4 protein-coding genes are annotated in these 4,237 nt (G+C 65.1%); 3 read left to right on the top strand and 1 reads right to left on the bottom strand.

Going from position 1 to position 4,237, the window contains the following annotated elements:
• A partial coding sequence (locus AC628_RS45720) for a GAF domain-containing protein (RefSeq protein WP_245321589.1) occupies nucleotides 1-711 on the bottom strand: 711 nt, incomplete at its 3' end.
• 39 nt (nucleotides 712-750) lie between these two features.
• Between AC628_RS45720 and AC628_RS40670 the strand changes: the two genes are divergently transcribed.
• The 3 genes from AC628_RS40670 to AC628_RS40660 are packed head-to-tail and all read left to right on the top strand — an operon-like array spanning nucleotide 751 to nucleotide 3,993.
• Nucleotides 751-1,803: an Ldh family oxidoreductase gene (locus AC628_RS40670; protein WP_074132418.1), complete on the top strand. Its 1,053-nt coding sequence runs from the start codon at nucleotides 751-753 to the stop codon at nucleotides 1,801-1,803.
• Nucleotides 1,804-1,830: 27 nt separating this feature from the next.
• Nucleotides 1,831-3,195, top strand: coding sequence for an LLM class flavin-dependent oxidoreductase (locus AC628_RS40665; RefSeq protein ID WP_074132417.1), 1,365 nt, complete (start codon nucleotides 1,831-1,833; stop codon nucleotides 3,193-3,195).
• 12 nt (nucleotides 3,196-3,207) lie between these two features.
• Entirely contained in the window at nucleotides 3,208-3,993 is a 786-nt protein-coding gene (locus AC628_RS40660; protein ID WP_074132415.1) for a fumarylacetoacetate hydrolase family protein, read from the top strand.
• Nucleotides 3,994-4,237: the final 244 nt, after the last annotated feature.

Below are 4,237 nucleotides of genomic sequence, written 5' to 3'. Positions count from 1 at the left end.
GAGGCCGCTGCGCCAGGCCGCCGAACGGGCGTCGTTGACATAGTCGTTGCTGACATTGGCGCTCTGATCGCGGAACGCGCGGCCGGCGACGCCGTCCCCTTCCGGGGTGTTGGCGATCGCGGAGATCCTGATGCTGCGCAGGCGCGCGACATCGTCGCCGCAACCGGCTGCGAATGTCAGCAGACCGGTATCCGGCTCCAGCAAAAAGACAGTCGTGGCCAGGAAGCTCCCGCTCGAGAACGCGGCTTCGCAGACCTTTCCGTACAGTTCTTCTGGTGATTTCGCGTACAGGATCGCTTCGTTGGTGGCATTCAACGCTGCGAATGTACGCCCGATGCTCGACTGCACGATTCCTGAAGGCCCCGGGGCCACCCCCTTCAAACTGGAGCGGAAGCTTGCCCGCGATAGGCCTAAGTGGTGGTTAGCGTATCCGGCAAGTTGCACGACAAAGTAAACGGCTGACGAACGCCGGAAGCGGTTTTCCGGGATATTACGGACGTCGGTGTGCCAGCCTGAGGCGGAGGCTTGCGGGGCCCGGATCCCGGGCCTGCCTGGGCCGTCGGGGCCGCCAAATTCCGCATCGCGACCGCGCCCGTTCCACTCGGTGAAATCCTGGCCGCCAGCACCCTGCTGGCGGTATGGCGGACCGGATTTTCTGCCCTTGCTCGCACCTCGGCGCTTTGAGAGCATGACGCCGACAACAGCAAGCAAGACCCGCGCATCACGCGGGCCGACCGCGAGGAAAATCCCATGCCGATCGTCCAGGCCGACCGTCTCACGCGCATCGGCGCGGCGCTCCTGCGGGGCGCCGGCGCATCGGAGGAGGAGGCGAGCGCCGTCGCCTCCGGCTGCGTCAACGCCAACCTCGCCGGCCACGACTCCCACGGCGTGATCGCGATCCCGACCTATATCGACCGGATCAAGGCCGGCCATATCGTGCCCGGCGCGAAATGGACCGTGGTGCAGGAGACGCCGACCACGACTGTGATCGACGGTCATTGGGGCTTCGGCTTCCACGTCAACGCCAAGGCGATGGAGATGACCATCAACAAGGCGAAGACCGCCAATGTCGCGGCCTGCACCGTGTTCCGGCAGAGCCATGTCGGGCGCCTCGCGCATTATCCGATGATGGCGATGCGCGAGGGCATGATCGGGATCGCGGCCGCGGATTCCGGCCGCTCGCCGAAGCATGTCGCCCCGTTCGGCGGCCGCGAGGCCCGGCTTGGCACCAACCCGCTGTCGATCGCAGTGCCCTCCGATCTCGAGGCCCCGTTCTATCTCGACATGGCGACCTCGGCGGTTGCGGCCGGCAAGATCCAGCTCGCGGTGGCGCGCGGCGAGAGCATCCCGAAGGGCTGGATCATCGACGCCGAGGGGCGCGACACCACCGATCCCAGGGATTATCGCAAGGGCGGCGCGCTGCTTCCGCTCGGCGGCAGCGAAGGCTACAAGGGAAGCGGCCTTGCCGCGATGGTCGAGGTGCTGTGCGGTCTATTGACCGGCCTCGGCTTCGGCGTCGAGCCGACTGGCCGTCACAACGACGGCTGCTTCATGGCTGTCTTTAACGTCGCCGCATTCCGCCCGCTGCAGGACTTCAAGAAGGAAGTTGCCGACTTCGCCCGCTATCTGAAATCGACGCCGCCCTCGGAAGGGAGCCGCGGCGTGTTCTATCCCGGCGAAATCGAACATCTGCGCGAAGTCGAGCGGCGCCAGAACGGCATCGAGATCGAGGATGCGACCTGGGACAAGCTCAAGGCACTCGCCGCCGACTACAAGCTCACCGACCAGCTTGACCTTCGCTGATACATCGCCCGAGCACAGGAGAACGACATGACACGGCAAATGGCGCTGGTTGGCTTTTTGCAGGCGCAGAACTGCACCAACCTGCCGAGCTCCTGGCGCCACCCGGAGTCGCGCGACGATTCGATGTCGGCGGATTACTACCAGGAGATCGCGCGCATCCTGGAGCGCGGCAAGTTCCACATGGCGTTCTTCGACGATCGCCTGGCAATGCCCGACCGCTACGGCAACGATCACGCCCACACCGTCGAGTACGGCATCCGCTGCGTGAAGATGGACCCGATCGTGGTGCTGACCACCATGGGCATGGTCACCACCAAACTCGGCCTCGCCTCGACCGCGTCCACCACCTATTTCGAGCCGTTCGACGTCGCCCGCCGCTTTGCCACGCTCGACCTGATGACCAACGGCCGCGCCGCCTGGAACGTGGTGACGTCGGTCAATGACGGCGAAGCGCTCAACATGGGCCGCGAGCAGCATCTCGAGCACGATCTCCGCTATGATCGCGCCGACGAGTTCATGGAGGTGGTGCTCGGCCACTGGGACGCCTGGGAAGACGGCTCGCTGGTGATCGACAAGAAGTCCGGCCGCTTCGCAGATCCGACCAAGGTGAAGCGGCTCGACCACAAGGGCCAGTTCTTCACCTCGCGCGGCCCGTTCACGGTGCCGCGCTCGGCGCAGGGCCACCCCGTCGTGATCCAGGCCGGCGCCTCCGGCCGCGGCCAGCGCTTTGCCGGGCGCTGGGGCGAAGTGATCTTCACCGCGGCGCGCAACCTCGCCAATGCCAAGCAAGGCTATGACGCGATCCGGGGCGAGGCCGCCAAGGCCGGCCGCGACCCCGACCAGATGTTCCTCTGCAACCTGATCACGCCGGTCACCGGCGCGACCAAGGCGGAGGCTGAGGACCGGATGGCGGTGATCCAGAAGCTGCCGCTCGAGATCGACGCGCTGTCGCTACTCGCCGAAGGCCTTAACTTCGATTTCGGCGCCAAGGGGATCGACGAGCCGCTCACGACCGAGGAGCTGCAGGGCATGCAAGGCATGCTCGGCATCCGCGACGGCGTGCTGCGCACCTCCGGCAAGACCAATCCCTCGACCCGCGACTTCATTACCTTCTCCGGCCGCGGCCAGGTGCAGGACGCGATGGTCGGCGGCCCCAAGGAGATCGCCGACCGGCTGGAGGAAATGTTCGAGGGTCGCGGCTGCGACGGCTTCGTCGTCGCTGCGAGCTATGTGCCGGGCTCCTATGCCGACTTCGTCAATCACGTGGTGCCGGAATTGCAGAAGCGCGGGCTGTTCCACAAGGACTACGCCGGCACGACGCTGCGGGAAAATCTCGGGCTCAAGCGCCCGGCTGCCGGCGCCTGGAAGAACCGCGCGCAGGCTGCGGAATAGAGGGACATTATCATGCGCTGGCTGAAATTCACCGCCGCGGGCATCACCTCCTGGGGTCTCGTCGAGGGCGACACCGTCACCGCTGTCAATGGCGATCCGTTCGGCGAATGGAGCAAGACGTCGAAGACCCACGCCTTGAAGGACGTCAAAATCGAGCTGCCGCTGATCCCGCGCACCTTCTACTGCGTCGGGCTGAACTATTTGAAGCACCTCAAGGAGGCCGCCGACAAGGCCGGCACGGTGCCGAATGTGCCTGACCGGCCCGAGATCGGCTACCGCGCGCAGAACGCACTCATCGCCCACGACGAGAACGTCGTGATCCCGGCAAGCGCGACCGAGAAGATCCATTACGAGGGCGAGCTCGTCGTCGTGATCGGCAAGACGGCCAAGCACCTCACCGAAGCCAACGCGATGGACTGCGTGTTCGGCTACACGATCGGCAACGATGTGTCCGAACGCAGCTGGCAGAAGGCCGACCGCGGGCTGTGGCGATCCAAGAACGCCGACACCTTCAAGCCGATGGGCCCGTGGATCGAGACCGACGTCGATCTCGACCGGATGGAGACCGCGATCCGTCTCAACGGCAAGGAGACCGGCCGCTTCCGCACCAACGAGATGATCTTCGGCATCGTGCCCTTCCTGGTCGAGCTGACCAGATACTTCACGCTGTCGCCCGGCGACGTGATCTGGATGGGCACCGACGGCGCCTCGCCTGATCTGAAGGACGGCGACGTGGTCGAGATCGACATCACCGGGATCGGGACATTGCGGAACAGGTTCGTGAAGGAGAAGGTGTGAGGCGGGTGGCTCCTCGTTATTGTTGACGCGCTTGCCTCAATCTCGATGTCGTCGCTGCGAAAGCAGGGACCCATACTTCGCGGCGGATATCGTGAACGAGACTCGTCGTTCCAGCATCGCGCAACAATTGAGATCTGGGGTAATGGGTCCTGGCTTTCCAGGCCGTGCAAAAAGTCGGCCCGGCGCGGGGAGTATTGAGTGACCAAGCGCGCGGCTCAGGCTGCGGATGGCCGGAGTGCCGTGA

Source organism: Bradyrhizobium sp. NAS96.2, assembly GCF_001908235.1.
GTDB lineage: Bacteria > Pseudomonadota > Alphaproteobacteria > Rhizobiales > Xanthobacteraceae > Bradyrhizobium.
The sequence above is the reverse complement of the archived record's forward strand: the minus strand, read 5'-3'. Positions and strand labels throughout refer to the sequence as shown.